We start from the raw sequence: 14,778 nt of genomic DNA on the forward strand, positions 1-14,778 counted from the left end.
TTAAATTTTTCCAACTAAATCCAACCCTGGCGTTAAAGTTTCTCCAGATTGTTTCCATTTTGCTGGACAAACTTGCCCTGGATTTGTGCGAACAAATTGCGCGGCACGGATTTTGTCAATCAATACACTGGCATCCCGTCCTACACCGTCTGCACTAATTTCCATTGCTTGAACTACTCCATCTGGATCGATAATGAATGTTGCACGTTGTGCCATTCCAGATTCTTCGTCTAACACATCGAAATTGCGAGCGATGGATTTTGTTGGATCCCCAATCATTTTGAATTCCAATTTTTTAATGGCTTCGGAATGATCGTGCCAAGCCTTATGAACAAAATGTGTATCCGTTGAAATGGAATATACTTCTGTATCCAATCCTTGTAACGCTCCATATTGTTCTTGTAAATCTTCCAATTCTGTTGGACAAACAAATGTGAAATCCGCTGGATAGAACATTAATACGCTCCATTTTCCTCGAAAATCTGCATCCGAAACAGACACAAATTCCTCATTTTTCGGGTTGTACGCTTCCGCTTTGAATTCTAATATTTCTTTGCCTACTAATGACATAGTTACCTCCATAATATTTCAATTTTGATTTTAATTCTCAATAACTTACTACTTATTAGTCTATCAAAAGAAACGGTTTTGTCAACTGCGTAATTTTTTATTTCCTTGTCCTTTCCCTAGAAGGAATCCCAAAACCAAAAGTAACGTTACAAGGCCTTCGGTTGCCACATAGGACCACCAAACCCCTTCAATTTGAAACCATCGACTAAGAAATAAAACCATAGGAACGATAATGACAATCCCCCGTCCTAAGGAGATCAAAAAAGCCGGTCTTGGTCTTTCGGAAGAGGAAAGATACATGGCGCTAACGCTATTGATTCCCGCAAAGAAAAATCCTAAGAAATAGATAAAAATTCCTTGGGTTGCCAATTTTTCCACCACTTCATTGGATTCGCTATTGAACCAACTGACAATAGGTTCTACAAATCCTATGCTAATAAGATAAAGGAATAAAGCAATTCCTATGGAACTTATATACCCTAATTTCAAAATTCCTTTCAATTGCAAGTCATTTCTTCGTCCATATTCGTAGGAAACCAAAGGTTGAATTCCTTGGCCGACTCCATTAAAAATAGAAATGGCTACTAGAGCAATATTGGCAACAATTCCATAGGCCGCCACTCCCGCGTTTCCTAAAAGATCCAAAATAACAAAATTAAATACCATAAGAGTAAACCCGGAGGAAATTTCTATAATAAAGGCAGAACTCCCTAAAGAAATTGCATCGGGAATGATTTTCCATTGAAATTTTTCTTTCAAAAATCCAAATCCCTTTCCCCAGAAATGGCGAGATAAAATCAAGAGCCCCACGAGAGGAGCGATGCTTGTAGCAAAGGCGGCCCCAAAAATCCCCATTTTTAAGGGAAAAAGAAAGATGTAATCCAAAACAATATTGGTAAAACTCCCTACCAATAAGGCCATCATAGCAAGGTTAGGATTTCCATCGTTTCGCACAAAGGCATTGAAAATATAATTGCAAATAAAAAGAGGGGCGAAACACCAAATGGTTTTTAAGTAGAGGCTTACCATATCAAAGGTGTATTCATCTGCTCCTAAAAACCGTGCTACTTCTTCAGAAAAAAACATCCCAAAAATAACAAAAATCAGAGAAATTCCAAAGCCAAATTTCACCACGGAGGAAAATACCCCTTTGGCTTTTTCCGGCTGATCTTTTCCCAATAAAATACTATAGCGAGAAGCACCGCCGACTCCCAGCATTAAGCCCAAAGCGTTCATAAAGGCAAACATGGTTATAGCAAGATTCAAAGCCGTCAAGCCGTTGGTTCCCAAAGCTTGAGCTACAAAAAAAGTATCCGCCAAAATATAACAAGAAAGGGCAATCATTCCCATAACATTTCGACTTACATAATAAATAAATTGATTTCCTAAGGACTTTTCCATAACTTCCTCCTAACATATTTTTTTATTATATCAAATCCTATGCTCTTTTTGCCGAAACTCTTGCGAGGAAAATTTCAAAACAAAGTACTGGGAAAATTTATTTTTCCAAAAATATTTCCCTTATGTTTTTCCTGTGTTTTTCCCCATTCTTTCGATTTTCTGAAATTTTTCTTCAGAAAATTATAAAATTTCTTGTTGACAAAAAATCTCTAGGGATTTATAGTGATATCTAACAACGAAACAACATCACAAACAAACCAAATAAAGAGAAGAGTAATCACAAAGGATTTTCTACAGAGAACCCCGTTTTGCTGAGAGGGGCGGATTGAGAGTGTGACGAACATGGTCTCAGATGGGACGATTCGATAGGAGGGTCGTACGGGAACTCCCGTTACAGAGTTAGAGTATGATGGTACTTGAAGAGAGGTGTATTTTTTTATACACAATTAAGGTGGTAACGCGGATATTTTCGTCCTTATTGTTCAGTGAACAGTAAGGACGTTTTTTTATATATTTTTTGAAAGGATGAGAGGATGATTGAATTAAAAAACATAACGGTGGATTTTGATCATGTCATTGCCGTAGACGATGTAGATATAACCATCGAAAAAGGCGATGTATATGGAATTGTTGGATTTTCTGGTGCAGGAAAATCTACTTTGGTTCGAACGATAAACTTATTGCAACGACCTACCGTCGGCGAAGTTCATGTTTTAGGAGAAAATCTAATGGAGCTTTCCCCTAAGGCTCTTCGAGAAAAACGAAAGGAAATCGGGATGATTTTTCAAAATTTCAACCTCCTTTCCCATCGAACGGTTTTGGATAATGTCCTCTACCCCATTCGAAAATCCGCCCTTTCCAAAGAGGAAAAACGAACAAAGGCTCTTCGCCTTTTGAAGTTGGTGGGGATTGAAGAAAAGGCAGACCATTATCCCAACCAACTTTCTGGCGGCCAGCAACAACGCTGTGCCATTGCTCGTTCCTTAGCCTCAGACCCGTCCATTCTTCTTTGTGATGAGGCCACTAGTGCTCTGGATCCGAAGACCACAAAACAAATCCTAAAGCTTTTGAAAACCGTTAACGAAGAGCTGGGCATTACCATTGTGATTATCACCCATCAAATGGAAGTGGTAAAGGAAATTTGCAACAAATGCGCCATTATGCAAGAGGGAAAAATCATTGAACGAGGAAGCACCTTGGAAATTTTCTCTCAACCAAAAACGCCATTGGCGAAAGAGTTTGTAGAAACGTCTACCGATTATGGAGAAACCTTAGAAAAGGTACGGAAAAACCTTATTCGCCTAAAGGAGAATGAAGTTCTTGCAACCATTCGATACGTAGGAGAAAGTGCCACAGAACCAACAATCCATCAACTTTACGAAACTTTAGGGGTAACCACCAATATTTTGGCTGGAAACATTGAACTTATTACGGGAACCCCCGTAGGAAACTTAATTGTAAGTTTGGAAGGAAAACGAGAAAATCTCAAAGCTGCCAAGGAGTTTATGGCATCTAAGGGAGCGAATCTAAATATAGTAGGAGGTATTCATGGAGTTCTTTAGTTACGCATGGTCCATACGGGATCAAATTTTAGAAGAAACAGTATCCACATTGTATATGACTTTCTTCTCGGCTCTTTTTGCTGGGTTGATTGGCCTAATTGTCGCTGTCCTTTTGGTTACCACAAAAAAAGGGGGTATTTTAGAAAACACCCTTTTCCATAGTATTTTGGATAAATTTATCAACTTAATGCGAGCCGTCCCCTTTGTCATTCTATTGGCTGTTATCGCCCCTTTTACTCGCTTCATAGTTGGTACACGAATCGGCGATACCGCTGCCATTGTTCCCCTTGTTTTCACTTGTGCCCCCTTTTTCGCCAAACAAGTGGAGCAGGCTCTATCTTCTGTAAATGGCGGCGTGATTGAAGCGGCCCAAGCCATGGGAGATTCTCCTCTCGATATTATCCTTTCGGTTTATCTTCGGGAAGGACTCCCCCACTTAATTCGTGGAGCCGCCATTACTTTAATTAGCCTTTTGGGATTAACTACAATGGCAGGAACCATCGGCGCCGGAGGAATTGGAAAACTTGCCATATCCGTTGGCTACAATCGCTACAAAGACGATGTTGTCATTGTTAGCTTGGCCATTATTCTTGTTTTGGTCTATGCCATTCAAGGAGCGGCTCATTATTTCGTACAAAAAACAACCCATTAATGGTTAAAATTGCTTTTGCATTTTTATATATCTATTATTTTTAGGAGGATTTATTATGAAAAAAATTACAACCATCGCAACAACTATCGCTCTATCTCTAACTCTAGCCGCTTGTGGCGCCGGAGGAAACGCTCCACAAGAAGCCGCTTCTAATGCAGGAGCAAAGCCAGAAACAATCAAAATTGGATTTGTTGGAGATAACAACGAAGTTTGGGAAGACGTGGCCAAACGCTTCACGGAAGGGGAAGGAATCAACGTCGAGCTTATTAGCTTTACCGATTATAATCAACCAAATGATGCTTTAGCTGCTGGAGATTTGGATCTAAATTCTTTCCAACACAAAAAATTCTTAGAAAATTATAACAAAGAACAAGGAGCCGATTTGGTATCCATCGGCGATACCGTTCTTGCTCCTATTGGATTGTATTCCAATAAAATCAAAGACGTAAGCGAAATCAAAGAAAACGACAAAATCGCCATTCCGGATGATGTATCCAACGGTTCTCGTTCCCTTATTCTATTGCAAACCGCTGGGTTGATCAAAGTGGATGGACAACCAGGAGATGATTTAACCGTAGACAATATTACGGAAAATCCTTTGAACTTGGAGATTATCCCAATGGACGCTTCTCAAACGGCTCGTAGTTTAGATGATGTGGCTGTTTCTGCTATCAACAACGGAATGGCTACTGACGCTGGATTCATTCCAACTGAAGATGCGATTTTCTTAGAGCCAGTAGATGAAAATTCTGCCCCTTATGTTAACATTATCGTAAGTCGTAATGCAGATAAGGACAATGAATGGTATAAAAAATTGGTGGAATATTACCAAACTGAAGAAACCAAAGCCTTAATTGACAAAACTTCCAAAGGCTCTCAAATTATTGCATGGGAGGAAATTCAACAATGACAAAAATCATAGATCAAGATGTTTTAGAAATCGAAGAGTATTTAATCCAAACTCGTCGTCACTTTCACGAAAATCCTGAAGCTTCCCTAAAGGAATATGAAACCAGTAAATTTATCAAAAAAGAGTTGGACACCTACCAAATCCCCTACGTTTCTGTAGGGGAAACGGGGGTTCTGGCCACCATTGAGGGAGCCGAAAAAGGAAAGACCATCTTCCTAAGGGCCGATTTTGACGCTTTGGAATTGGAGGAGAAAAAAGACGTTCCTTACGCTTCCAAAAACAAAGGCCTTTGCCACGCCTGTGGCCACGATGCCCACACGGCGGCCCTACTTGGGGCGGCTCGCATTTTGCAAAATCGAAAAGACCATTTGAAAGGGACCATAAAACTTTGCTTCCAACAAGCCGAAGAAATTGGCGCAGGCGCTCGCCAATTTGTAGAAGCGGGCCATTTGAAAGACGTTGATGCCGCTTTTGGAATCCATGTGGCCTCTAACCTTTCTTCTGGAACCGTGCAACTTTCTTCTGGACCAAAATCCGCTTCTTGCGATATTTTCAAAATTCACGTTCACGGAAATTCTTCCCACGCCGCTCGCCCTCACTTAGGAAATGACGCTGCCTTGGCAACGGCTTCAATTTTAGTGGGACTACAACCGCTAATTTCTCGCCAAAAATCTCCTTTCGAGCCCGCCGTTATCTCTATTGGAAAAATAGAAGCCGGTTCTCGCTACAACGTAGTAGCAGAGGAAGGACTTTTAGAAGGAACCTTGCGAACCTTGGATTCTGAACTCCGCAGCGATTTCTTAAAACAAATCGAAGAAACCGCCGCTCTCATTGCCAAAACCCACGGATGCACGGCGGAATTTGAAAATTACAACGCCGCCAATGTTTTAGTAAACCAAGAAAACGCCACAAAATATGCACAAAAAATCATCGCTCAACGAATTGGAGAAGAACAACTTCTTACGGAGGATTCCCCCTCTCTTGGATCAGAGGATTTCGCTGATTTTACCCAAATTGTCGACGCAGCTTTCCTCTATGTAGGAACTTCCAAAAACGAAGAAACCTCCGTTCCAGCTCATAACGGCGCCTTCGACATTGACGAATCTCAACTTAAACTTATGACACAAATTCACGTGGATTTAGTAGAAAATTTTCATTTATAAAAAGGAAGCAAGGGATTTTCTCCCTTGTTTTTTTGTACAAAAAAACTGACCCTACTGGATCAGTCTCTTTCTTCAAAAACAACTTTCCCTTCTTCAAAGGCTTTAATCATAGCCAAGGACTCAATATCATAGCCTTGTTCACGAATGGTTTTTCCGCCCTTTTGGAAGGTTTTTTCAATGGCAATTCCAATGGCTTCCACCGTTGCGCCAGCTTGATTGCATAAATTAATCAAACCTTTCATCGCTTCTCCATTGGCCATAAAATCATCAATAATAAGAACGTGGTCTTCTTCTGTTAAAAACTTTTTGTCTACGCGAATGTCGTAGGTTTTGTTTTTTGTATAAGAAATGACCTTACTAGAATAAACGTCCTGAGAAATGGTCAAAGATTCGATTTTTTTCGCAAAAAGCACAGGAACTCCAAATTCCAAAGCCGCTGCATAGGCAATAGCAATTCCCGAAACTTCAAGGGTTAAAACCTTCGTAATCTTCTTATGTTTGAACTTTTCATAAAATTCCTTCCCCATGGCTTGAAACAACTTCGGATCAATTTGATGGTTCAAAAACATATCCACCTTCAAAATATTTCCAGGCAATACTCTACCTTCTTCTACTATACGTTCTTCTAATAATTTCATTCTCTTCTCTCTTTCAACACAATATTCAATAGCAAGGCAACAATCGTTCCTGCGGAGATTCCCGAAGAAAAGACCATGCGCACCGTTTCTGGTAAGTTGCTTAAAATTTCTGGTTTTACTGTAACGCCAATCCCAATGGCAAAGGCCACAGAGATAATTAACAATTCCCTTTCTCGCAATGTGATGCTTCCTAAGGTTTTTACCCCTTGGGCCGCAATCAAACCAAACATAATTACTCCAACGCCTCCTAAAACAGGTTGTGGCATAACCGAAATCAAAGCACTAAGTTTTGGGAAAACCCCTAAAATCATTAAGATGATTCCCGCCAGAACCATAACCGAGCGAGAAGCCACTTTGGTTAAAGTAATCAAGCCAACGTTTTGAGAAAAAGCCGTATTGGGCCCAGCCCCTAAAATACCAGAAATCAAAGATCCTACCCCGTCACACAATACACCGGCAGAAATTTGATCTTCTGAAATTTTTTCATGGGAACTTTCCCCAATGGCCATAAGAATCCCAACCGTTCCAATGGCCGAAACAATATAGGCCGGAATAAAGGACAAAGTCGACGCCATATCAAAATGAACGCCGTAACGTAAAATATTGGGAATCTCAATCCATTTGGCCGCCGCTACTTGAGATAAATCTACCATTCCCAAAGGAATGCAAATCAAATAGCCAAATACCATTCCAATAAATACAGAAGCCGAAGACAACATTCCCTTTCCATAATAATTCAAACACAAAGTAAAAATCATAATTACCAAAGCCACCGAAATATTTTGGATGGACGCATAATCCGCCGCTCCAGCTCCTCCAGCAGCCCAATCAATACTTACTGGCAAAAGCGTAATCCCAATTAAAGAAACGACAGTCCCTGTAATCAATGGAGGAAAAAATCGCATTAACGGCTTAATAAAACGACTTAAAATAATTTCAGCAAAAGACCCCGTAATGGTCGCCGCCACAATTCCCGGAATCCCAAATTTTGCCCCTACAACAATGGACGGATTGGCAAAGGTAAAATCCGTACCCATCATTCCTGGAACTCGTGCTCCAATTTTCCAAACTCCCTTGGATTGCAACAAAGTCGTAATCCCTGAGGCAAAAATCGTTGCCGCCACCATAACAGAAGTTTCTTCCACACTAAATCCCACCGCAGAACAAACCACCAAAGGCACGGCAATAATTCCCGCAAAAGCCGCCAAAATATGTTGCAAAGCTAAAATTAACGCCTCTCCAAATCTTGGCTTGTCTTCAATTCCATAAATCAACTGATCCTCGTTCGATGTTTTGACTTCTTCCATATTTCCTCCTAAATAAAAAAAATAAAAGATTCCCCCCTCCATAAATAGCGTTAGAAAATCTTTTATTGAAAGCAATCAAACAAGAATCCTAACCCATAGTCTATGATTTTACGGTCATAGGTAGAAACGCATCCCCCTATTGGATGCCTATATGAGCAAATCTTTTTTAATATAAAATAGTCTACCATCTCCAAGGAAAAATGTCATCTTTTTTAGGAAAATTTCCTGTCCTTTTTCCAACTCAATGACCCCGAGGGGCTTGATGAAGAATTTCTTTTTCTGTTTTGAAATCCGCAATTAAAAAATCGATTAGAATCACAAACAAAGGAATCAAGGCAAAAAACATAGCTCGCCCTTTCATAATATTGGTTAAAAACACCGCCGCAAAAGAACCAAACACAAACACAGAAAGCATAATTACATGGACACGAATTTTTTCCCCATAGGAATCCACTTCCCTATGACGCACAATCTTGGCCAAACTAATTCCAACTTGGCGAATATGGTTGGTACAAAACGTTGTCGCCATAGGCATACTTTGCGCTTGGCGGAAGGTGTTGTATTGCATAGAGCAAATAAAATTTAGCATTACTTGGCTAATTTGATGAGGAGCCGATTCCGGCAAAAGAGCCAAGAAAATCACCGCACAAATTTCCACAATAATAAATATCGTATCCCATCGCAACAATCCAAAACGGCGGATGGGCAAAGGTATGTATTCTGAAATAAAAGAGCCCAAAAGATAGGCACTAATGGGAATAAAAAAGTACAGAGCCCCAGGAATGTTTCCATGGCCCAAATAAAGTCCCAACAAAACAACATTGGCCGTTTGGGCATTGCAAAAAATCCCTCCACGAATATTGTAGGTAAAGCCACCAAAAAAGCCACCCACCATCATTAAGAGAGCAAAAACCCAACGTTTTTCACATTCCAAATATACATTTTCTTCTATTTTTACTCGACAATCCATCAGCAACATTCCTTTTATTCTTCAGATTCTGTTCTTTTATCATGACAAAAAAAAGAGAGTTTTTCAACCCTCCCTAGAAATTTTCAAAATGATTTTTCTTCATCCAAAAGAAACTCCCACGATCCAAAAGAAAAACAAGACCCGAAATCAAAAACGTAAAAAGAATAAATAAAACCACCCAAGAAAAATCATCAAAAGTGATTTTCAAAATTTCTTTCTCTTTCAAAAAAACTTCACCACGAGCCAAAATAATCGCACTGGCCACAACCAAACAAATATGTCCCCCAACAAAACTCAAATTTGTTACATGGGGCCACAAATAAGGCGATGGATCCGGCAAGGCAAAAGAAACCATTCCCCAACAAATCCCAACCAAGCAAAATATTTCAGCAATCGCTCCCGTCTTCCATAATAGCCAAACCACAGCAAAAACATGGAAATACGACAATGATACAGAGGCAGACCCTCCTTAAGGAACAACGAAGAATCCCCCCAATACCAATACAACAATAAAATTTGAATCAAAATTCCCATTTGCAAAGAAAATTTTAACAAAAAATCTTTTTTACGAAAACAATACGCCAAAAAAATAGCCAAAGCCATAGCCACACGAATCCAAACAACAGGAATGTGAACCGATTTATCTATATTGTGGCGAAAAAAATATTCCATAATCCCCCTCTATATATCAAAATTTATCCAATTTTACTTTTATAGACCTAACTGCAACAGCCCCCAAAAAAATCACAAAGAGAATCGTATCCCACCAAGCCGGAAAACCCATGAAATAAGAAAAAATCGAATACACACCATAAAAAAAGGCAACCAAACCAAAATATTTCACATGCCACCAAGCATAAGCCTTCCGATTCTGAGAATTCGCTCGCTTTGCCTCTTCAAAAGACAGTCCCGTAAACCAATAAATTCGTTCCGTTTTATAAATAAAAAACATCAAAAGGACAATTCCAAAATTGGCCCACTGTAACAAAAGCAAAACTTTTCCTTTCTCATTCATTTGAGGAGTTCCCAAATCCAGAAGAAAAAATACCGCCATATAAAGAAACAGAAAAAGCACAAGGCCCTTATACGTTTTTTTGTACTCTTTCATAGACACCTCCAAATATATAAATATATACATATATGTAAAATATAACAGATATTATATCACATATATATACCTATATGTTTATCTTGGGAAAAAGAGAAATGGCGAAAAAGAAACATACTTTTCATTCTCCTGGCGGAGAATTCTACCAGAACCTCCCCGCCGGTTACGTCATTTCCACCGGAAAAATTCTGATAAGAATTTTGGAGCGGAGAAATCTCACACACCTTTTACACGTTCTCACACCCAAGGCCCTTCCCCTAGATTATCCCCGCTGGTTACGTCATTTCGACCGAGAAATTTTGCAAAAATTGCGAGTGGAGAAATCTCACATACATTTTACATTCTCACTCCCAAGGCCTTTGTTCTAGGTTTGCGCCCACCAATTACGTCATTTCGACCAGAAAAATTCCGCCAGGAATTTTGGAGTGGAGAAATCTGACAACCCTTTACGTTCTCAATTCCAAGGGCTTTGTTCTAGGTTTGCGCCCACCAATTACATCATTTCGACCAGAAAAATTCTGATAAGAATTTTGGAGCGGAGAAATCTCACATACATTTTACATTCTCACTCCCAAGGCCTTTGTTCTAGGTAGACGCCCACCCCGGTGAGATTTCTCGACTCGCTCCGCTCCCTCGAAATGACATAAAAAGGAGGACACTCCTTAACCAATTGTAACTCTCACTTTCATTCCCCAACAGGAACGTCAATCTGCCACGAATCCATAGAATGCTTTTCGAAGAAAAGCGTACATTCCGTGCGTTTTGAGGGTGTAAGGGGAGGGGCCCGGGGAAGGCATGAGGGAGAATCGCAACTCCCTTCGCTCTCCCCGAGTAAAGAAAATGAGAAAGTATATAAAGTTTTCGGTTATTTAGAAATCAACAAAACCCATTTTTCGTTCTTCGTTACAAGGGCATTCCCTAGTTTATCCCCACTAATTACGTCATTTCGACCGAGGAATTTTGGTAGGATTTTCCACCACTTACGCCGTTTCGTTCGAGGAATTTTGATAGGATTTTCCCCGTCGGTTACGTCATTTCGACCGGAAAAATTCTGATAAGAATTTTGGAGCGGAGAAATCTCACAACCCTTTTACGTTTGTCATTACAAAGGCCTTCCCCTTACCCAAAGGGTTATTTTATCCCTAGAATCTTTTCATACTTTCATACAAAAAAAACACAAGTTATTCAAACCTGTGTTTTCCAATTCTTTCTCTTGATAAGATAAAGAGTTTTTCTATCTATTTATTTTTATAAACTTTTATCTGAAGACTTCAATTGAATTCACTTTCGATAAACCATAAATTCTCCTTGCATCGATTCTTTATGAATCTTTTCCGCGTCTTCTTTTTTTCCCGATTATCCTCAATCAGAAATCCTCTAATTCTCTTCTTCTCTCTGAAATAATTCCTTCCAGCTCATCCAAATCTTCTCCGCTTGCCTTTTTGCGAATAAAGCTACGAGCAGAAGATCTTTGCTTCATAAAGTTGGACTTTTCCTTGTTCTTTGCATTCCATCTCTCAACAGCTCTCCGTTGTGGTTCGCTTACCTTTCCCATAACATCCCCCTTTAACACATTATAAGCTCCTCAACTTTCGCTCACCGATTTGACCCCCGCTAACGCGGGAAACAATACTTTACATAGATCCTTAATTGACTCTATTCAGGATCACCCCCGCTAACGCGGGGAAGAAAAAAGGAAAATAAAATGAAAATCAAAAACACTTATCAAACACTAGAGAAATTTTTTATAACGAATAAAGTCATTTAACTCTTTCGTTAATGCTATTGTAATAGAACACCCAAAAATAAGCAAGTATAAATTTTTGAAAAACTACATTTTTCCCTGCCGCTCTTTATCCTAATCTTTATTTTTCTGCACCAATCGTCACTTACCTAAAATTTCCTCCTACTTACTTCGTTTCCACTAGAAAGTACCAAAAGGTTCTTCACCCGCCGGTTACGTCATTTCGACCGAGTAATTTCGATAGAAATTGCAAGCGGAGAAATCTCACACTCCTTTTGCATTCTCAATTCCAAGGGCCTTCCCCTAGGTTTACGCCCACCAACTACGTCATTTCGACCGGAAAAATTTTGACAAGAATTTTGGAGTGGAGAAATCTCACATTCCTTTTACGCTGACACACCCAAGGGCAAAAAGGGAAACTTTTGATTCTTCCTTTCTTCGTGAATTCCGCGTTCTTTCTCATTCTTTTCTTATTCGTTTTCTAGGGGCAGGGACAAGGGCGTTGCGATTCGCCCTATGTCCCTCCCCTAGGACCCCCACCCTTGTTACCCTAACGCTTTTTTAGAGGTAGCTTTTTCTTAGGAAAAAGCATTGGTACGGATTCGCGAGAGGGAAGGTTCATACATTTGCATTGCACTCTCCTAGTTATGTCATTTCGACCGAAAACATTCCGTTAGGGATTTTGGAGTGGAGAAATCTCACACTCCTTTTGCATTCTCAATTCCAAGGGCCTTCCCCTAGTTTATCTCCCGCCACTTACGTCATTTCGACCGAGTAATTTCGATAGAAATTGCAAGCGGAGAAATCTGACAGGATTTTACGCTGACACACCCAAGGGCCTGGTTCTAGATAAACGCCCATCCCGGTGAGATTTCTCGAGTCGCTCCGCTCCCTCGAAATGACGTGGTTGGGAGGGATTCCGTGGAGTATCTACCGGGAGATGGGAAACGTCAAAATGTTCACACTAAAAAGTGGATGGATCCAGAAAAAGATGGTAAGCTCGAAGCAAGGAAAAACGGCAAACTTACAAGTAAAAGAAATCAATCGAAAAGACGACCATCAACAATTTCAAAGATATATACGCATTTTAGGGGAAGAGAGAATGCCCTCATCCTTGTCTGCTTTTCAGAAGTTAAAGTATGAAGCACCAGAGGAATATGAGAAATTAAAAGATCATGTGTTTATTCAAAATAATTTTAATAGGGGTATTTGGAAAGACGAGGTAAATTTTGAAAAACAAAAAAGACATATGCAATCAACGGTTGGAGTAAACAAGAGTTATTTTTATGATGATGTTGATGTGGCAAGGTTGTATAATAAATATAAGATGACGGGGAAGTTTAGAAGAAAAAATGGATTTAGTGAAAATAATTATGAATTGATAGATTTTCATAATGAAGAAAATTTAGGAATAGATATTTACACAAATAAGGCTATAAATGGTTTTACTGTTCATTATAGTAAAACAGGCTCACATTTAATACCTACTTATCATGGTAAGGAGTGAGAAAATGGAATTGATAGAATTTAATAGAAAAGTAATTGAGCTGACAGATATTAATGAAAATAAATATGTTGGAACAGTATATTATTGCGATAAAGAGGATTATGAAGCAGAAGAGGATGGATTGGAAATGAGAGTTAGAAAAGATATTTGGATCTTTTATGAATCCGATATTCAATCCATTAAAATATTAGACTAAGGCACAAACTAACGATTGTTGGTATGTGCTTTTTTATTGACCTAGACATGTCGTTAAAAGGTCTTTTTTGTTGGAAAGGAGTTTTTATGGCTAAACTTGGTAGACAAACTCCTACCCAATCGGTGATATTGCCTTATAAGAAAAGTCTTTATAAAAAAAGCCATAGATTTATATGAAAAATCTAAGAGTATTACCTAAAAATAACCCCGTATGTTTAGGGAGTACTTTGTTATTGTTTCCTTTTTTCTTCTTTTATATTATAATTGAGTTAGCCATTTTTAATGGCTTTTTCTTTACTATGAACCCCGTATGCTCTCCTTTGCGTGCGGGGTTCGCTTTTTTATCAGTGATTTTCATTTTTTGCGGTATTACCCCGCGTGTGCGGGAAGTACCACACAGGAGTATAGAAAGAACAGTGCCAAGAGGGATCACCCCTGCGTGTGCGGGAAGTACAAATTTCATTTTTTGTCATGGTCTGCTCCTTTAGGATTACCCCCGCGTGTGCGGGAAGTACATAAACTCCATGGAAAAATTGGTGCATGAAGTGGGATCACCCCCGCGTGTGCGGGAAGTACGTTTTTATCGTCTTATCATAAACCACATGATTAGGATCACCCCCGCGTGTGCGGGAAGTACAATGTCCTCCCCGATTATGGAAGTAATCGGAAGGGATCACCCCCGCGTGTGCGGGAAGTACGATTAGAGTGACTAGGATATCGCCCATTTCAAGGGATCACCCCCGCGTGTGCGGGAAGTACCCCATTGCGAGAGATTGGGGGCAGGGCTACGAGGGATCACCCCCGCGTGTGCGGGAAGTACACATATCTTTCTCTCGTTTCATTCGGCAAAGTAGGATCACCCCCGCGTGTGCGGGAAGTACATAGTCCAGTATATGAAATAAAACGAGTGCCTAGGATCACCCCCGCGTGTGCGGGAAGTACCAAAGAAACACATAATCGCATATAAACATATAAGGATCACCCCCGCGTGTGCGGGAAGTACAACGTGTGATTAAAGCGATTGAATTTTCTGATAGGATCACCCCCGCGT

General features: G+C 39.8%; 15 protein-coding genes, 1 CRISPR repeat array, 1 riboswitch and 1 other annotated feature (1 of these 18 only partly in view). Of the genes, 6 read left to right on the forward strand and 9 right to left on the reverse strand.

Annotated elements, in window-relative coordinates:
- Together ahpC and LQU94_RS04070 are read right to left on the reverse strand one after the other, a co-directional pair.
- Window positions 1–570, reverse strand: coding sequence for an alkyl hydroperoxide reductase subunit C (gene ahpC / locus LQU94_RS04065; RefSeq protein WP_230696413.1), 570 nt, complete (start codon window positions 568–570; stop codon window positions 1–3).
- An 81-nt stretch (window positions 571–651) separates the two neighbouring features.
- Window positions 652–1,971 carry an MATE family efflux transporter gene (locus tag LQU94_RS04070; protein ID WP_230696414.1) on the reverse strand — a complete coding sequence of 440 codons (1,320 nt, stop codon included), beginning with the start codon at window positions 1,969–1,971 and terminating at the stop codon, window positions 652–654.
- Between the two features lie 252 nt (window positions 1,972–2,223).
- Window positions 2,224–2,451 (forward strand) — a binding site (T-box leader).
- A 53-nt stretch (window positions 2,452–2,504) separates the two neighbouring features.
- On the opposite strand from LQU94_RS04070, the gene LQU94_RS04075 reads away from it, so the two are divergent.
- The 4 genes from LQU94_RS04075 to LQU94_RS04090 are packed head-to-tail and all read left to right on the forward strand — an operon-like array spanning window position 2,505 to window position 6,258.
- Window positions 2,505–3,533 carry a methionine ABC transporter ATP-binding protein gene (locus tag LQU94_RS04075; protein WP_230696415.1) on the forward strand — a complete coding sequence of 343 codons (1,029 nt, stop codon included), beginning with the start codon at window positions 2,505–2,507 and terminating at the stop codon, window positions 3,531–3,533.
- On the forward strand, window positions 3,520–4,185 hold the full coding sequence (locus LQU94_RS04080; protein WP_230696416.1) for a methionine ABC transporter permease: 666 nt from the start codon (window positions 3,520–3,522) through the stop codon (window positions 4,183–4,185). The genes LQU94_RS04075 and LQU94_RS04080 overlap by 14 nt, the downstream gene beginning before the upstream one ends.
- Window positions 4,186–4,240: 55 nt before the next feature.
- Window positions 4,241–5,095: a MetQ/NlpA family ABC transporter substrate-binding protein gene (locus LQU94_RS04085; RefSeq protein ID WP_230696417.1), complete on the forward strand. Its 855-nt coding sequence runs from the start codon at window positions 4,241–4,243 to the stop codon at window positions 5,093–5,095.
- On the forward strand, window positions 5,092–6,258 hold the full coding sequence (locus LQU94_RS04090) for a M20 family metallopeptidase (protein ID WP_230696418.1): 1,167 nt from the start codon (window positions 5,092–5,094) through the stop codon (window positions 6,256–6,258). Before LQU94_RS04085 ends, LQU94_RS04090 begins: the two co-directional genes overlap by 4 nt.
- Window positions 6,259–6,317: 59 nt before the next feature.
- Here the strand turns inward: LQU94_RS04090 and LQU94_RS04095 are convergent, their stop codons facing one another.
- The 7 genes from LQU94_RS04095 to LQU94_RS04125 all read right to left on the reverse strand — a co-directional run bounded on the left by LQU94_RS04095 (window position 6,318) and on the right by LQU94_RS04125 (window position 11,836).
- Entirely contained in the window at window positions 6,318–6,896 is a 579-nt protein-coding gene (locus LQU94_RS04095; RefSeq protein WP_230696419.1) for a xanthine phosphoribosyltransferase, read from the reverse strand.
- Window positions 6,893–8,203, reverse strand: coding sequence for a nucleobase:cation symporter-2 family protein (locus LQU94_RS04100; protein WP_230696420.1), 1,311 nt, complete (start codon window positions 8,201–8,203; stop codon window positions 6,893–6,895). Before LQU94_RS04100 ends, LQU94_RS04095 begins: the two co-directional genes overlap by 4 nt.
- A 76-nt stretch (window positions 8,204–8,279) precedes the next feature.
- Window positions 8,280–8,378, reverse strand: a riboswitch (purine riboswitch).
- Between the two features lie 66 nt (window positions 8,379–8,444).
- Window positions 8,445–9,173, reverse strand: coding sequence for a YoaK family protein (locus LQU94_RS04105; RefSeq protein WP_230696421.1), 729 nt, complete (start codon window positions 9,171–9,173; stop codon window positions 8,445–8,447).
- 73 nt (window positions 9,174–9,246) lie between these two features.
- Complete coding sequence (locus tag LQU94_RS04110) at window positions 9,247–9,471, reverse strand: hypothetical protein (protein ID WP_230696422.1); 225 nt, start codon at window positions 9,469–9,471, stop codon at window positions 9,247–9,249.
- Window positions 9,472–9,476: 5 nt separating this feature from the next.
- Window positions 9,477–9,845 carry a YwaF family protein gene (locus tag LQU94_RS04115; RefSeq protein WP_230696423.1) on the reverse strand — a complete coding sequence of 123 codons (369 nt, stop codon included), beginning with the start codon at window positions 9,843–9,845 and terminating at the stop codon, window positions 9,477–9,479.
- 16 nt (window positions 9,846–9,861) lie between these two features.
- Complete coding sequence (locus tag LQU94_RS04120) at window positions 9,862–10,281, reverse strand: hypothetical protein (protein WP_230696424.1); 420 nt, start codon at window positions 10,279–10,281, stop codon at window positions 9,862–9,864.
- 1,366 nt (window positions 10,282–11,647) lie between these two features.
- On the reverse strand, window positions 11,648–11,836 hold the full coding sequence (locus LQU94_RS04125; RefSeq protein WP_230696425.1) for a hypothetical protein: 189 nt from the start codon (window positions 11,834–11,836) through the stop codon (window positions 11,648–11,650).
- Window positions 11,837–12,965: 1,129 nt separating this feature from the next.
- Between LQU94_RS04125 and LQU94_RS04130 the strand changes: the two genes are divergently transcribed.
- Together LQU94_RS04130 and LQU94_RS04135 are read left to right on the forward strand one after the other, a co-directional pair.
- Window positions 12,966–13,532: a polymorphic toxin type 50 domain-containing protein gene (locus LQU94_RS04130; RefSeq protein ID WP_230696426.1), complete on the forward strand. Its 567-nt coding sequence runs from the start codon at window positions 12,966–12,968 to the stop codon at window positions 13,530–13,532.
- Window positions 13,533–13,536: 4 nt separating this feature from the next.
- Window positions 13,537–13,728: a hypothetical protein gene (locus tag LQU94_RS04135; RefSeq protein ID WP_230696427.1), complete on the forward strand. Its 192-nt coding sequence runs from the start codon at window positions 13,537–13,539 to the stop codon at window positions 13,726–13,728.
- Between the two features lie 364 nt (window positions 13,729–14,092).
- A CRISPR array of direct repeats spans window positions 14,093–14,778; the repeat unit is 28 nt; unit sequence GGATCACCCCCGCGTGTGCGGGAAGTAC; it runs 2,759 nt beyond the window's last position.

It is taken from the genome of Peptoniphilus sp. KCTC 25270 (genome assembly GCF_021012875.1).
Taxonomy (GTDB): Bacteria; Bacillota; Clostridia; order Tissierellales; family Peptoniphilaceae; genus JAJMZJ01.